The following is a 13,370-nucleotide window of genomic DNA, read 5'->3' as shown; positions in this document are numbered from 1 at the left end:
TTAGTGAGAGTGGTCGACAACAATCGTGCCGATTTCTGGATGACTGAAGGAAATTATGCAATCCAATCTTAACTCCTTGGTTCCTTCATGTGTTTCAACAATCAGGTACTCAACTTTTTTTCGTAGGAGTAAATCACTGGCCTGCCCCTCAATATTCATGCCGTCATTAAGTGCTATTTGCAACTTTAGCTGACGTTGGCATGCGATTTCTAGATATTCGTAATCATCACAATTGATAGGTTGATATTCAGTATCTGTAGACATATTCCCTCACCACTGTGTTAGTGGCGGTTATTGCCGCCTTGAACATGTTGTACCAAGCAGAAATGTGCTTAATACGATAATAGCACAGTAACTTTAATAACTATAATCACAGCGAAGGGAAAAAGACAATTCTTATTCACCAAATCAATGCATGACGTATTTTATCAGTAATGTCCGAATTTTCTTAGGTATGCCATATTTTTATTAGATGAAATGCTATGATGTTTACATTGGTTAATAAGTCAAAATCCACGGTTTTAAGGGAATTATAATGAAAAAATCACTAATGTTAGTCTTAATGGTGACTGGAAGCATTACGTTAGCTGGTTGCCAGAGTGCGACAAAAAATACCGATACAGCACCAGTCGATAAAGTGTATACAGGGGTTTTACCTTGCGCTGATTGCTCTGGTATTGAGGCAACATTGTTAGTTAACCAAGATGGTAGTTATGTTGAGCAACTCGTTTATTTAGGAACCCGAGATGGCGATACCGCTTTCCATGATACTGGTAAATGGGATATAGAAAATAACAAATTACGTGCAACTAATCCTAAAGGTGAAAGTACTTATTTTGCCCAATCGGCAGATGGCCAATCAGTGACCTTACTGGATTTAGAAGGTAATCCGATTGAAACACAGATGAATTATACACTAGACCAAGTTAAGCCAAGTAAAAAAGTGGGGCAGTACCGCTATATGGCAGATGCAGCTGTTTTCAAAGAGTGCGATAGTGGTCGCCAATACGCTGTTTCTGGTGTTGAATTAGAAAAAGCATATGGTGAAACGGGGGTAGATGGTGGTACACCTGTCTACGCTGAAATTGAAGGTTATTATACAATCCGCCCTTCAATGGAAGATGGCCAGTTTGATGCTGCTTTAGTACCAACAGGTGCAATTAAATTCGACAAAACGGCTTCTTGTAACTAATTTATTTAAAAACCTATTAAACTTGCGGCCAAACATCATATGTTTGGCCGCAGCCTGAGACCCACTTCTGTTGAAGTGGGTCTTTTTTGTTTCAGGTTTCCTAAATTATCAACTAAAACCTCGTATTACCTAATTCTCATTCATTTTTATCATTATTTGATATCAGTATAACTTTTTTATTGACGCAAAATATTTATATAAATGTGAAGGTCGTCATGGCTATTGGTCAATAGGAGACAATTGTTAGCTAGTTTGAATTATCGGAAATGCAGGGAAGGCAGTATACTCCATTCAACTAGAGATAATTATTTTCTTTAGTGTGCAAGGTTTGATTACATGATAAGTCTATAAGAAAATTTATAAGTCACAGCGGTAATGAAAAATAGAACGAATCAAAGGATAAGGAATGAATAAGAAAAATATTTATCTATTTTGTTCTGCAGGAATGTCTACCTCACTGCTAGTTAACAAAATGAGACAGCAAGCAGAAAAATACGATGTACCTGTCAATATAGAAGCCTTCCCTGAAAGCTTAGCTTCAGAAAAAGGTGTAGATGCGGATGTCATATTGCTGGGCCCGCAAATTGCATGGATGTTATCTGATATTCAGAAATTATTGCCTAATAAGCCAGTTGAAGTTATTGATTCACTTTTATACGGAAAAGTGGATGGGCTTGGTGTACTAAAAGCCGCTGTTGCAATTATAAGAAAACAGACAGCAAGCTAATACCCACAAGCTATTTACTACCTCTACAACATAATAACTCCATCAACATTAACGCTATTAATATAACGTAATGAGTTAAGAATGGAGCACACTCAAAAAATTGAGGGTATTTTTATGAGTCTTTTTATCACTTCGCTTGAAAAGGTACTCCTTCCATTCGCGGTTAGATTGGGAAAGCAACCTCATGTTAATGCAATAAAGAATGGTTTTATTCGAATTATGCCTCTGACCTTAGTTGGGGCAATGTTTGTGTTAATTAATAATGTTTTTCTGAGCTTTGATACAGGGTCATTTTTCTATTCTTTGGGGGTTAGACTAGAGCCTTCAACGATAGAAACACTAAATGGTTTTAAAGCCATTGGTGGAAACGTTTATAACGGGACATTGGGAATTATGTCCTTAATGGCCCCTTTCTTTATTGCAATGGCACTTGCGGAAGAGCGCAAGGTTGATCCACTTGCTGCTGGTTTGTTGGCTGTTGCTTCTTTTATGACAGTCACACCATATGACGTCAATGGTGCTTATGCCGTTGGTGCTAATTGGCTCGGTGGGGCAAATATCATTTCAGGGATCATTCTAGGGCTAGTCGTTGCTGAAATGTTCACTTTTATTGTTCGCCGTAATTGGGTGATTAGATTACCAGATAGTGTACCGCCATCCGTATCTCGCTCATTTTCTGCACTTATTCCTGGTTTTATTATCTTATCGATTATGGGAATTGTGTCGTGGGCACTAAGTGGTATTAGTAGTAATTTCCATCAAATCATTATGGACACAGTATCCACACCACTTGCCTCTATGGGGAATGTTGTTGGCTGGGCATATGTTGTATTTACCTCTCTATTATGGTTCTTTGGTATTCACGGCTCTCTCGCATTAACCGCATTAGACAGTGGAATAATGACTCCGTGGGCATTAGAAAACGTGTCTTTATATGCAGAGTATGGTTCAGTTGACGCTGCGATTGCCGCGGGTAAATCTTTCCATATGTGGGCAAAACCGATGCTTGATTCCTATGTATTCTTAGGTGGAACCGGGGCTACATTAGGATTAATTATTGCTATCTTTATTGCATCTCGTCGTGCCGATCATCGCCAGGTTGCGAAATTAGCATTACCAGCAGGTATTTTCCAAATTAATGAGCCGATTATCTTTGGTCTGCCGATCATTATGAACCCAGTAATGTTTATTCCATTTATTCTTATTCAGCCTCTATTAGCAGGAATAATGGTTGCAGCTTATTATTTAGGGATTATCCCACCAGTGACGAATATCGCACCATGGACAATGCCAACAGGGCTAGCTGCATTCTTCAATACTAATGGTAGTATCGCTGCCTTATTACTTGCATTATTTAACCTTGGTGTGGCGGTACTCGTTTATCTTCCATTCGTTGTGATTTCGAATAAAGCACAAAACACAATCGATGAAGAAGAAAGTGAAGAAGATATTGCTAACGCACTGAAGTTTTAAAATAGGGAGGAGCGTGCTCCTCCCATTAAAAAGAGATAAAAATATGTTTGAACTTAATGATATCCAAGACGATACCACTACAGATGAACTTGAAGAAGTTGTCATGGGACTGATTATTAATGCAGGACAAGCAAGAAGCTTAGCTTATACCGCATTAAAAAAGGCGAAAGAAGGTGATTTTGCGACAGCAAAAAGTTTAATGGAGCAATCGCACTCTTCGCTGAATGAGGCGCATAAAGTGCAAACTCAATTGATTGAAAGTGATATGGGGGAGGGGCGGATCAAAGTTAGTTTAGTTCTGGTTCATGCACAAGATCATTTAATGAATGCCATGTTAGCCCGTGAATTAATTACAGAGTTAATTGAGTTACATGAAAAATTAAACCATTAGAGAGGGAGCCATGATGCAGGCACTGATGAATAGAACCGACACTAATGCTGAAGTTAAACTAGTTCAAGAAAGTGAGCTTTTTAATAATAAAACCTTTCATGTCTTTATTTATAATAAAGTTGAGAGTGCAAGTGGACTGCATCAACATGATTATTATGAGTATATGATCGTTTTAACGGGTCGTTGTTATCAAATAATTAATGGAAAAAAAGTTTTATTAGAGCGAGGTGATTTTATTTTTCTTCCGATAGGCTCTTATCACGAAAGCTCTTATGATTTTGGGCCAACACGAATATTGAATGTAGGTATTAGCAAATCATTTTTTGATAAACATTATTTACCACTATTACCAAGTTGTTTTGTTGCATCACAAGGCTATCAATTGAAAAATGAATTTATGGCTTATATAGAGTCTGTGATCGCATCGTTAAATTTTCGCGACAGTGAATTTAATGAATTTATTGAATTAGTTACATTTAATGTGGTAAATCGATTGCGTCATTATCGTGAAAAAAGTATGCGAGATGATGCACCTCAGTGGCTAAAAAGTACATTGGAAGAAATGCATGATATCGCTATGTTTAGTGAAAGTGCTCTACAAAATATGATCTCTATAACGGGGAAATCACAAGAATACTTAACCCGAGCAACAAAACGTTATTATGGCAAAACGCCAATGCAGATTATTAATGATATCAGAATTAATTTTGCTAAAAAGCAACTTGAAATAACTAACTATTCAATTACAGATATTGCTTTTGAATCAGGTTATAGCAGTCCAAGTTTATTTGTGAAAAAATTTAAAGAGCTAACTTCATTAACACCGAGTGATTACCGAAAAAATCTATTTAGTGTTGAACAAAAAATGGTAGGTTAAATTATTACCTAAATAAGCTTTCCATTTCTAAAAATCTCTAGCATATCCATCTTTTTTATAAAGATGGTGTGCTTTTCTATGTCTATTATAAAGGTACAATGAGGTTAATATGACTCAGAAACAGAAATTAAAAGTTGTCACTATTGGTGGGGGGAGTAGCTACACTCCTGAATTGCTGGAAGGTTTTATTAAACGCTACCATGAATTACCTATTACTGAATTGTGGCTAGTGGATGTTGAAGAAGGTAAAGAAAAATTAGATATTATCTATAATTTATGCGAGCGAATGGTTAAACATGCCAATATACCACTCAAAATATTTAAAACGCTTGATAGGCGAGAAGCATTAAAAGACGCTGATTTTGTCACAACTCAATTAAGAGTTGGGCAATTAAAAGCACGTGAATTAGATGAATCAATCCCCTTAAAACATGGTTATTTAGGACAAGAAACCAATGGAGCTGGTGGTTTATTTAAAGGGCTACGAACTATACCTGTGATTTTTGACATTATTAAAGATGTCGAAGAGATCTGCCCTAACGCATGGGTGATTAATTTTACCAACCCAGCAGGGATGGTAACTGAAGCGGTATATCGCCATACCAACTTCAAACGTTTTATTGGTGTTTGTAATATCCCAATCGGTATGAAAATGTTTATTACCGATGTTTTAAAATTATCTAATAGCGATGAGTTATCTATCGATTTATTTGGTTTAAACCATATGGTTTTTATCAAAGATGTTATTGTAAATGGTTCATCGCGATTTAATGAATTATTAGAGGGTATTGCCTCTGGAACGTTAAGTGCAAATTCAGTTAAAAACATTACTGATCTTGCTTTTGACGAAGGCCTAATTCGTGGATTAAATCTGATCCCATGCTCTTACTTATTGTATTACTTTAAACCTAAGGAGATGCTAGCAATTGAGCTTGGCGAATATTATAAAGGTGGCGCTAGGGCACAAATTGTCCAAAAAGTTGAACATCAACTCTTTGAACTATACAAAAACCCGACATTAGATGTAAAACCTAAAGAGCTTGAATTAAGAGGTGGAGCTTATTATTCAGATGCGGCTTGTGAAGTCATCAATGCGATATACAATGACAAACAAACTGAGCACTACGTCAATATTCCACATCATGGACATATCGATAATATCCCTGAAGACTGGACAGTCGAAATGACATGTATATTAGGCCGTGATGGTGCAAAACCGCACCCACGTGTAAAACACTTTGATGATAAAGTCCTTGGCTTAATTTATACCTTAAAAAATTTTGAAATTACCACTAGCCAAGCCGCAGTAAATGGCCAGTTTAATGATGTATTATTGGCGATGAATTTGAACCCATTAATTCACTCTGATAACGATGCGCGTTTAATTTCTAAGGAATTACTTATCGCTCATAAAAAATATCTACCGAACTTTGCTAAAGCAATATAACAGCTTGAGCAAGAAGGTTAATAAGCTAATAGCTTATAGTGTTAAGGGAGAGCATATGGCTATATTACTTATTGTGAATGCCGATGATTTTGGACTCTGTGAAGCGGTTAATTACGGCATTATCGAATCTCATCGTAATGGGGTTGTTCATTCAACAAGCGCGATGATGAATATGCCCGCAATATCCCATGCAGCTAAATTAAGCCAAGAAAATCCGAATCTAGCTGTGGGTATGCATTTTGTTTTAACGGCTGGGAAGCCTTTCTCATCAATGCCGACACTCAGCCGTGATGGAATGTTGGGTAAATGGCTTTGGGATATTGATATTAATGACTTACCATTGGTTGAAATTGAACAAGAACTAAATCAGCAATATCAAAAATTTATCGAAATTTTTGGTCGAAAACCGAGCCATATTGATAGCCATCATCATGTTCATATGATTGAGGGTATTTTTCCAATTGTTGTAGCTTTCGCCCAAGAAAAGGGGGTTGCGTTACGAGTTGATCGCCAATTAGAGAAAAATTGGCCGCCATTATCATATCAAGTGGCAAGCACTGACTGTTTCAGTAGTGAGTTTTATGGTGATGAAATTTCAGAAGCGTTGTTTTTGAAGATTATTAATGAAGCTAAAGCGCAAGGGAATAACTCTATTGAAGTTATGAGCCATCCTGCTTTTATTGATAATGCACTACTAAAAAGTAACTATGCTTATCCACGTTTAAATGAATTGGAAGTATTAACATCTGAGAGTTTAAAATCACAGATTTTGGCGCATGGTTTTAAGATTGGTTCGTATCGCGATATTTAAAGAAAAAGCCCAAATTCAATGAAATAACTGACATTTGGGCTTTATTTTCTAGCTTTTAACCTATTTTATTTACCGAGCTTACCTTTTAGGAAGCTAATGATATTTTCTAGGCCAACCAGTTCTTTATCATCACTACGGCGTGATTTATATTCAATTTGGTTGTTGTCTAAGTTACGGTCACCAATAACGATAGTGTATGGAACACCAATCAGCTCCATATCGGCAAACATCACGCCTGGGCGCTCTTTACGGTCATCGAAAATTACATCAATACCGTTTGCTTTTAGGTCAGCATAAAGTTTTTCTGCAACTTCTTTAACACGATAAGATTTGTGCATATTCATCGGTAAAATAGCCACTTGGAACGGAGCAATTGCATCCGGCCAAATAATTCCGCGATCATCATGGCTTTGTTCAATAGCAGCGGCAACAATGCGCGTTACACCAATACCATAACAACCCATAGTGACGATTTGGTTATGCCCATCCTCATTCTGGACTGAAGCTTTCATTGCTTCTGAATATTTAGTGCCTAATTGGAATATATGACCAACTTCGATACCGCGTTTAATTTGCAGTACACCTTTACCATCTGGGCTTGGGTCACCTTCAACAACGTTACGTAAATCAAAAGCTTGTGGTAATGCTAAATCACGTTCCCAGTTGATGCCAAAATAGTGTTTACCATCAATATTTGCACCTGCACCAAAATCGCTCATTACTGCAACGCTACGGTCGATAACAATCGGTAGTGGCATATTTACAGGGCCTAAAGATCCAGGGCCTGCATTCACCGCATTTCTGATTTCAGCTTCAGTGGCAAATTCTAATGGGCTAGCGACTAAAGGATGTTTTTCTGCTTTGATTTCATTTAACTCATGGTCGCCTCGAATTAACAAAGCGACTAGTGTATGGCCTGAATCCTTTTTCGCATGAACAATCAATGTTTTAACGGTTTTTTCAACAGGTAAATTGAATTGTTCAACAAGCTCCGCGATTGTTTTTGCATTTGGTGTATCCACCAGACGCATTTCTTCTGTTGGAGCGCCACGTGGTGTTGTTGGTGCTAATGCTTCTGCAAATTCAATATTAGCTGCGTAATCAGATTCAGTAGAGAAAATGACGTCATCTTCACCATTTTTCGCTAATACTTGGAATTCGTGGGATGCGCTGCCACCGATAGAACCGGTATCAGCTTGAACAGCACGAAAGTCAAAACCAATACGTGTGAAAATTTTGGTGTAGGCTTCGTACATTGCATCATAGGTTTCTTGCAATGATTCTTGGCTAATGTGGAAAGAATATGCATCTTTCATAATAAATTCACGTGAACGCATCACACCAAAACGTGGGCGAACTTCATCACGGAATTTGGTTTGAATTTGAAATAAATTCAATGGCAATTGTTTGTAAGATGTGATTTCGTTACGCACTAAATCTGTGATCACTTCTTCATGAGTCGGACCGAGAACAAACGGGCGCTCACCACGATCAACAAAACGTAGCAATTCAGGACCATACTGTTCCCAACGACCACTTTCTTGCCATAAATCTGCAGGTTGAACAACGGGTAAAGATACCTCTATAGCGCCTGCATTTTCCATTTCTTCACGAACGATGGTTTCTACTTTACGTAGAACACGCACACCGGTGGGTAACCAGTCATACAGACCTGAAGCAAGTTTACGGATCATTCCTGCACGCAGCATCAGCTGATGGCTGATAACTTCTGCATCCGCAGGGGTCTCTTTTAGAGTTGAGAGCAGATATTTGCTAGTACGCATTGTATAGGTTCCATTAGAACAATAAGTTATGGCAAACGATTTATTTGCCAAGGTATATAGTGAGCTAGTCTACCAGTGACGGAGGCTTGCCAAAAGGGGTTAACGTGATTTTTCGCATGGTTCGATAGCGAATACTTCAGTCACACCATCAATTACTCGCCAACGAATATTAAAATCTAATAAATGGACTGCATACTCACGAGTTTCAGTCGATTGTTTTTTGTATGCGGGGCGAGGGTCTTGCATTAAGACTTGTGAAATAAATTGTTTAATGCCCGGATAGTGATTTTGATAAGCATCTAATTCAGTTTCTGTTTGTGGGGTAAATATAACCTGCATATCATCTGAAGGAGTGTCCTGCGCATACCCTGCGGTTGCGTTTGATACTGCTTCAGCAAAAGGTAAATAAGGTTTTATATCGATAACAGGAGTGCCATCAACTAAATCAAGGCTACCAAGCTCAAGGATCACCTGGTTGTTTTTTACTGTTATTCCATGTAATTCAACAAGTGACATACCTATTGGGTTTGGCCTAAATGTTGAACGGGTTGCGAAAACCCCCATTTTTTCATTGCCACCGAGTCTTGGAGGACGCACCAGTGGTTTCCAACCATTTTCCATCGTTTGATGAAAAACGAATAAAACCCACACATGGCTAAATTGATTGAGTCCTCGTACCGAATTAGGGTCGTTAAATGGCGAATGCAAATGTAAGCGCCCCGCACCTCCCTGAACAAGTCCAGGTTGGCGAGGGATTGCAAACTTTTCTTTATACGGAGATTCAATGTGCCCAATAACATTAAACTGAAAAGATTGCATAAGATCTTTATTCAACAATTTGTAATGCACTGCCTTCACAAATTGTTGCCTGATAACACCCCGGAGAGGTCATGGTTTGGCACTGATGTAAAAGTACGGCATCAGCAGCAATATAGGCAGCTTGTGATAACATGCTGTTTTTTGCGGTATTTAAATTTGCCGGAGGGCTTTGAACGCTTTCTCGACAAGATTCCCCAGAGACAACACCCAAATCTTTGAAAGGCATCCCTAATAACTCTTCTGGGCTATTCATTAATTTAACGTTTGCTGTGTCTGGCTCTGTCACACTCGGTACAGGTTTAGACAATTTCATACTAGTGAAACCTTTATTTTGCCCTGGACTCGTGTATTGGTTAATTCCACACCCAGCTAACACAAATGTCACCAAAGTGAGCAATAACAGTCTCATAAATTATACCTTTCTTATGTGGTTCAAAATAATGCCGTGATATTTTTATAGTCTATAAATTACAAAAAATACTAGACGGCGTTAAGCCGTCTAGTATTTTAATCGCTTTTTAAATAATAAAAAAGATTACCAACCTTTAACTGCACCACCATCGAAGACTTCATTAGCTTTGTTTGCCACTTCATCCGATTGATATGCTTGAATAAATTTCTTTACGTTCTCGCTATCTTTATTATCTTCACGAGCAACAATAATATTTACGTATGGTGAATCTTTATCTTCAACAAATAAACCATCTTTTGCTGGGGTTAATTTAGGTGTCGCACTACTTGCCCAAGTCGTATTAATAATCGCTAATGCAATTTTTTGGTCATCTAAAGCACGAGGCAATTGAGGGGCTTCTAACTCAACAAATTTTAGATCCTTTGGATTTTCAACAACATCTAAAACAGTTGGCATTAAACCTGTACCATCTTTTAATTTAATTAGACCTTGTTGCTGTAGTAACAGTAATGAACGGCCCAAGTTAGTTGGGTCATTTGGTAACGCAATTTGTGAACCATCAGCGAGTTCATCTACCGACTTGATTTTTTTAGAGTAAGCCGCAATTGGATAAATAAAGGTATTTCCAACAGGGACTAATTTATAGTTACGATCTTTAATTTGCTGATCAAGATAAGGTTTGTGTTGGAATGCATTTGCATCGATATCGCCTTTGCTCAATGCTTCATTAGGTAAAACGAAGTCATTAAATGAAACAAGCTCAACATTTAAACCATACTTTTCTTTAGCAACTTTTTGCGCGACTTCAGCAACTTCTAATTCTTTGCCCATGATCACACCAACTTTAATGCTGTTAGCATCTTTCTCTTTCTCACCACAACCAGTGAGAACGAGTGTGCCTAATAGCGCGCCGACAACTGCGATAGATTTTAATTTAATAGACATTGTTTTACCCCTTTAATACGGACTTTATAAGCACCTCAACGGCGCAGCTATTTTACTAACTATCGATGTGAAACTTTTTTCATTAAATACTCGCCACCAAACTGAATTAGATTTACTAAAATGACGAGGAGAACAATAACGGTATTCATCACAACAGGATTATAAGTTTGATAACCATATTGCAGTGCGATTTGTCCTAAACCACCGGCACCAACAGCACCACCCATGGCGGAATATCCGACTAACATAATTAATGTGATAGTGGCTGCATTAATTAAACTTGGTAATGCTTCTGGGATTAAAATCTTACGAATAATCTGAAGCGGAGTCGCTCCCATCGCACGGGCTGATTCAATTAAGCCACTTGGAATTTCTAATAACGCATTTTCAACCATGCGAGCGATAAACGGTGCAGCGCCAATTGTTAAAGGCACGATTGCCGCTTTTAAACCAATAGTCGTCCCAACAAGAAACGAAGTTAATGGAATAATCCAAACCAGTAAAATAATAAATGGCACTGAACGGAAAATATTTACGACAACTGCAAGAGCTCGATATAGCCCTACATTCTCCATTACTTGGTCTTTGCGTGTAATATAGAGCAATACACCTAATGGCAAACCTAAAACAAAGCCCAAAAAGCCGGAAACAAAGGTCATTGTGATAGTGTCAATTGTGCCGTTAATCAGCAGATAAATCATTCTCTCAGACATAACCCAAAACCTCTACTTTCACGTGATGCTCTTTCAGAAATGCAATTGTGGATTCAACGCCACCATTAATGCCATGTAGCTCGGCTAACATCACCCCAAATTTTACGCCACCAGCGTAGTCAATTTGTGAACTTAAAATATTAATATCAATATCAAACTTGCGTACAGCCATTGAAATTAAAGGAGCATCAACAGACTGCCCTGTAAATTCAAGTTTGAGTAATGGTGATGAGTCCTTACCTGGCTCTGTTTTTAATCGTTCTTTATAATCATCTGGAATATCAATCACTAATGTTGATTGAATAAACGCTTGAGCGACAGGTGTTTTCGGGTGAGAGAATACTTCGCTCACTTTGTCTTGCTCGATTAATTGCCCACCACTTATTACAGCGACTTGATCACAAATACGTTTTACAACGTCCATTTCGTGAGTAATCAATAAGATAGTTAGGCCTAATCGGCGATTAATATCTTTCAATAATTCTAAAATTGAACGCGTTGTTGCGGGGTCTAATGCACTTGTCGCCTCGTCACAGAGCAATACTTTAGGCGAATTAGCTAATGCGCGAGCGATAGCAACACGTTGTTTTTGTCCGCCAGAAAGGTTTGCTGGGTATGCATCTTTCTTTTCAGTTAACCCAACCAAATCGAGTAATTCATTCACTCGCTCTTTAATTTTTTCTTTAGGCGTATTATCTAGCTCCAAAGGAAGAGCAACGTTATCAAAAACAGTACGTGAAGATAACAGGTTAAAATGTTGGAAAATCATGCCAATGCCGCGACGTGCTCTCGTCAACGTTTTTTCAGTCATTGATGTTAAATCTTGTCCATCGACAATAACTTGGCCTGAAGTTGGACGCTCAAGCATGTTCACGCAACGAATAAGCGTACTTTTACCCGCACCTGAAGCGCCAATAACGCCATAGATCTGACCAGCAGGCACATGCAAGCTAATATCAGTAAGCGCTTGAATGTTACGGCTTCCTTGCTGGAAAACTTTATTAATATTTGAGAGCTTTATCATTTATAGTTTCTAACTTTATCTGAATTGTTTTTAGATAGTGTATCTAATAATGTTGGATGTTAAGGCGTCTAGACGTCTAAGTCAATAAAGATTGTTCTATTTATTCTATTCTCCTTTTATTTCTTTTCATGAGATACTAAAAAGAGATTAAATTTTAGGAGTGAACAGGTGAGTAACGGGATCCCAGCAGTCTTTTTAGATAGAGATGGAACAATTAATATCGATCATGGCTATGTACACAAAATTGATGATTTCGAATTTATCGAAGGTTCAATTGAGGCAATGATTGAATTAAAGAAAATGGGTTATGCATTAGTTGTGGTAACTAACCAGTCTGGTATTGGGCGTGGTATCTATACAGAAGACCAATTTATGCAACTAACTGAATGGATGGATTGGTCATTAGCTGACAGAGGTGTGGACTTAGACGGTATTTACTTTTGCCCGCATCATCCTGATGCTGATGTTGAAGAATATCGCCAAGACTGCAATTGCCGTAAGCCAAAACCTGGAATGCTATTAGATGCGCAATCATTTTTAAATATAGATATGGCTTCTTCTATTATGGTGGGTGATAAGCTCGCTGATATACAAGCAGGAAAAGCAGCTAAAGTTGGCACAACGGTATTAGTAAAAAGTGGCGAAGCTGTAACAGATGAAGGAATAAATAACGCTGATATTGTTATTAGTAGCATTGCAGAACTGCCAGAAGCCTTAAAAAGAATCAAAAAATAGTCGTTTTGAGTGATAAGCAA

15 protein-coding genes are annotated in these 13,370 nt (G+C 38.0%); 8 read left to right on the top strand and 7 right to left on the bottom strand.

Annotation, left to right across the window (positions count from 1 at the left end; genetic code table 11):
- Nucleotides 1-264, bottom strand: a complete 264-nt coding sequence (gene rof / locus PR809_RS15350; RefSeq protein ID WP_102139922.1) for a Rho-binding antiterminator — start codon at nucleotides 262-264, stop codon at nucleotides 1-3.
- A gap of 271 nt (nucleotides 265-535) precedes the next feature.
- On the opposite strand from rof, the gene PR809_RS15345 reads away from it, so the two are divergent.
- The 7 genes from PR809_RS15345 (at nucleotide 536) to chbG (ending at nucleotide 6,918) form a co-directional block, all read left to right on the top strand.
- The gene (locus tag PR809_RS15345; protein ID WP_166264474.1) at nucleotides 536-1,192 is read left to right on the top strand and encodes a copper resistance protein NlpE N-terminal domain-containing protein; all 657 of its coding nucleotides are present in this window, start codon (nucleotides 536-538) and stop codon (nucleotides 1,190-1,192) included.
- A 406-nt stretch (nucleotides 1,193-1,598) separates the two neighbouring features.
- Entirely contained in the window at nucleotides 1,599-1,919 is a 321-nt protein-coding gene (locus PR809_RS15340; RefSeq protein ID WP_102139920.1) for a PTS sugar transporter subunit IIB, read from the top strand.
- A 114-nt stretch (nucleotides 1,920-2,033) separates the two neighbouring features.
- A complete protein-coding gene (gene chbC, locus PR809_RS15335) occupies nucleotides 2,034-3,392 on the top strand; it encodes a PTS N,N'-diacetylchitobiose transporter subunit IIC (protein WP_036957985.1) in 1,359 nt (452 codons plus the stop codon).
- Between the two features lie 43 nt (nucleotides 3,393-3,435).
- Nucleotides 3,436-3,783, top strand: coding sequence for a PTS N,N'-diacetylchitobiose transporter subunit IIA (gene chbA, locus PR809_RS15330; RefSeq protein ID WP_102139919.1), 348 nt, complete (start codon nucleotides 3,436-3,438; stop codon nucleotides 3,781-3,783).
- A 10-nt stretch (nucleotides 3,784-3,793) separates the two neighbouring features.
- The gene (gene chbR / locus PR809_RS15325; protein ID WP_102139918.1) at nucleotides 3,794-4,660 is read left to right on the top strand and encodes a transcriptional regulator ChbR; all 867 of its coding nucleotides are present in this window, start codon (nucleotides 3,794-3,796) and stop codon (nucleotides 4,658-4,660) included.
- 109 nt (nucleotides 4,661-4,769) lie between these two features.
- The gene (locus PR809_RS15320) at nucleotides 4,770-6,107 is read left to right on the top strand and encodes a 6-phospho-beta-glucosidase (RefSeq protein ID WP_206275845.1); all 1,338 of its coding nucleotides are present in this window, start codon (nucleotides 4,770-4,772) and stop codon (nucleotides 6,105-6,107) included.
- A gap of 55 nt (nucleotides 6,108-6,162) precedes the next feature.
- Nucleotides 6,163-6,918 (top strand): chitin disaccharide deacetylase, encoded by a 756-nt coding sequence (chbG, locus tag PR809_RS15315; protein WP_206275846.1) that lies wholly within the window; start codon nucleotides 6,163-6,165, stop codon nucleotides 6,916-6,918.
- A 65-nt stretch (nucleotides 6,919-6,983) separates the two neighbouring features.
- Here chbG and proS read toward each other — a convergent pair whose 3' ends face one another.
- From proS to metN, 6 genes are all read right to left on the bottom strand, one after another.
- On the bottom strand, nucleotides 6,984-8,702 hold the full coding sequence (proS, locus tag PR809_RS15310; RefSeq protein WP_102139915.1) for a proline--tRNA ligase: 1,719 nt from the start codon (nucleotides 8,700-8,702) through the stop codon (nucleotides 6,984-6,986).
- Nucleotides 8,703-8,801: 99 nt separating this feature from the next.
- Nucleotides 8,802-9,521 (bottom strand): tRNA (N6-threonylcarbamoyladenosine(37)-N6)-methyltransferase TrmO, encoded by a 720-nt coding sequence (tsaA, locus tag PR809_RS15305; RefSeq protein ID WP_195697652.1) that lies wholly within the window; start codon nucleotides 9,519-9,521, stop codon nucleotides 8,802-8,804.
- Between the two features lie 7 nt (nucleotides 9,522-9,528).
- The gene (gene rcsF, locus PR809_RS15300) at nucleotides 9,529-9,930 is read right to left on the bottom strand and encodes an Rcs stress response system protein RcsF (RefSeq protein ID WP_102139914.1); all 402 of its coding nucleotides are present in this window, start codon (nucleotides 9,928-9,930) and stop codon (nucleotides 9,529-9,531) included.
- 126 nt (nucleotides 9,931-10,056) lie between these two features.
- Nucleotides 10,057-10,878, bottom strand: a complete 822-nt coding sequence (locus PR809_RS15295) for a MetQ/NlpA family lipoprotein (protein ID WP_004257378.1) — start codon at nucleotides 10,876-10,878, stop codon at nucleotides 10,057-10,059.
- A 59-nt stretch (nucleotides 10,879-10,937) separates the two neighbouring features.
- Nucleotides 10,938-11,591, bottom strand: a complete 654-nt coding sequence (gene metI / locus PR809_RS15290) for a methionine ABC transporter permease MetI (RefSeq protein WP_004257375.1) — start codon at nucleotides 11,589-11,591, stop codon at nucleotides 10,938-10,940.
- The gene (metN, locus tag PR809_RS15285; RefSeq protein WP_102139912.1) at nucleotides 11,584-12,615 is read right to left on the bottom strand and encodes a methionine ABC transporter ATP-binding protein MetN; all 1,032 of its coding nucleotides are present in this window, start codon (nucleotides 12,613-12,615) and stop codon (nucleotides 11,584-11,586) included. The genes metI and metN overlap by 8 nt, the downstream gene beginning before the upstream one ends.
- 168 nt (nucleotides 12,616-12,783) lie before the next feature.
- Between metN and gmhB the strand changes: the two genes are divergently transcribed.
- Nucleotides 12,784-13,350, top strand: coding sequence for a D-glycero-beta-D-manno-heptose 1,7-bisphosphate 7-phosphatase (gmhB, locus tag PR809_RS15280; protein WP_102139911.1), 567 nt, complete (start codon nucleotides 12,784-12,786; stop codon nucleotides 13,348-13,350).
- Nucleotides 13,351-13,370 lie beyond the last annotated feature (20 nt).

Source organism: Providencia sp. PROV201 (assembly GCF_028479545.1).
Taxonomy (GTDB): domain Bacteria; phylum Pseudomonadota; class Gammaproteobacteria; order Enterobacterales; family Enterobacteriaceae; genus Providencia; species Providencia huaxiensis.
Note: the sequence above shows the minus strand (reverse complement) of the source record. Positions and strands in the feature narration are given on the sequence as shown.

Coding starts and splice junctions, on each gene's coding strand:
- rof (WP_102139922.1), bottom strand. CDS start 264: ATGTCTACAGATACTGAATATCAACCTATCAATTGTGATGATTACGAA.
- PR809_RS15345 (WP_166264474.1), top strand. CDS start 536: ATGAAAAAATCACTAATGTTAGTCTTAATGGTGACTGGAAGCATTACG.
- PR809_RS15340 (WP_102139920.1), top strand. CDS start 1,599: ATGAATAAGAAAAATATTTATCTATTTTGTTCTGCAGGAATGTCTACC.
- chbC (WP_036957985.1), top strand. CDS start 2,034: ATGAGTCTTTTTATCACTTCGCTTGAAAAGGTACTCCTTCCATTCGCG.
- chbA (WP_102139919.1), top strand. CDS start 3,436: ATGTTTGAACTTAATGATATCCAAGACGATACCACTACAGATGAACTT.
- chbR (WP_102139918.1), top strand. CDS start 3,794: ATGATGCAGGCACTGATGAATAGAACCGACACTAATGCTGAAGTTAAA.
- PR809_RS15320 (WP_206275845.1), top strand. CDS start 4,770: ATGACTCAGAAACAGAAATTAAAAGTTGTCACTATTGGTGGGGGGAGT.
- chbG (WP_206275846.1), top strand. CDS start 6,163: ATGGCTATATTACTTATTGTGAATGCCGATGATTTTGGACTCTGTGAA.
- proS (WP_102139915.1), bottom strand. CDS start 8,702: ATGCGTACTAGCAAATATCTGCTCTCAACTCTAAAAGAGACCCCTGCG.
- tsaA (WP_195697652.1), bottom strand. CDS start 9,521: ATGCAATCTTTTCAGTTTAATGTTATTGGGCACATTGAATCTCCGTAT.
- rcsF (WP_102139914.1), bottom strand. CDS start 9,930: ATGAGACTGTTATTGCTCACTTTGGTGACATTTGTGTTAGCTGGGTGT.
- PR809_RS15295 (WP_004257378.1), bottom strand. CDS start 10,878: ATGTCTATTAAATTAAAATCTATCGCAGTTGTCGGCGCGCTATTAGGC.
- metI (WP_004257375.1), bottom strand. CDS start 11,591: ATGTCTGAGAGAATGATTTATCTGCTGATTAACGGCACAATTGACACT.
- metN (WP_102139912.1), bottom strand. CDS start 12,615: ATGATAAAGCTCTCAAATATTAATAAAGTTTTCCAGCAAGGAAGCCGT.